This is a genomic window from Stieleria maiorica (genome assembly GCF_008035925.1).
Taxonomy (GTDB): domain Bacteria; phylum Planctomycetota; class Planctomycetia; order Pirellulales; family Pirellulaceae; genus Stieleria; species Stieleria maiorica.
Map to the genome: position 1 here is coordinate 9477595 of NZ_CP036264.1, position 861 is coordinate 9478455.

An 861-nucleotide genomic window follows, 5' to 3' on the forward strand; every position below is an offset into this window, starting at 1 on the left:
GTCACGACGCTTCTCAAGCGAGACACCCGGAAGAAGAGTCTTAGGCGGAAACGAAAAATCGCAGGCTGGAACACCGCATTTCTCGAAAAACTCCTGTTTGCAGCCTAATTTTGGTGCGATCGTCGTGCCCGCGAGTACAAGGTCAGAGTATGGCTCGATAAGGGATTTAACTTCGGCATTCGTTTCCCGAATGGTCCGCGCGGGATGGGGGGCACCATCCGAAAAGTGATGGAGAAGTTTCATCCGGAAACAATCGCGAGCAACTACAAGGATGGCTTTTCCGACAAACCTGCGGAGCCTTTGGAAACCTATATTTCCGATGTGTACGAGGGCCCGAGGATTCGTATCCACTGGGTGAAACTTGAAGGGCCCGAGACTGATAATTGGCCACCTGAAAACTATCAGAGACTTTTGGGAACCACGAAGCGTGGTCAAATCGAACAAGAGCCTTATGATTTGATTCGTGAATTTGCGCGAAGGGCGTTCCGTCGTCCGGTTTTGAATGCAGAAGCCGAGCTTTACCAGACGTTCTACGATCAAGAAATTGCAAGCGGAGCTACCCCTGTTTCCGCACTAGCGGATACCTATAAAGCGATCCTTACATCGCCCAACTTTCTCTACATCGAAGCTCCTATCGATGAAGCAGCGGTGGAGGCTGCTGAAGAGGGGCTCGCCAGCAAATTAAGAGCCTATGATTTGGCGTCTCGGCTGTCTTACGCTCTGTGGGGTTCCATGCACGACGATCGCACCAAAATCTGGATTCAGTATTCGCCGAAGCCTTGCCTCAGTGAACCCCTCCGCCAATAAATTCAGCCGGACTGGTTTCTCACTGCCCTGTTACGGAGATGGCAATGGCTTCCC

2 protein-coding genes are annotated in these 861 nt (G+C 51.7%); one reads left to right on the plus strand and one right to left on the minus strand.

Features of this window, described 5'->3' with window-relative positions; genetic code table 11:
- The coding region (locus Mal15_RS34835; protein WP_233903165.1) for a hypothetical protein at nt 1–243 on the minus strand (243 nt) is incomplete at its 3' end.
- Between Mal15_RS34835 and Mal15_RS32395 the strand changes: the two genes are divergently transcribed.
- Complete coding sequence (locus Mal15_RS32395) at nt 229–807, plus strand: DUF1595 domain-containing protein (protein ID WP_167547182.1); 579 nt, start codon at nt 229–231, stop codon at nt 805–807. The genes Mal15_RS34835 and Mal15_RS32395 overlap by 15 nt on opposite strands.
- Nucleotides 808–861: the final 54 nt, after the last annotated feature.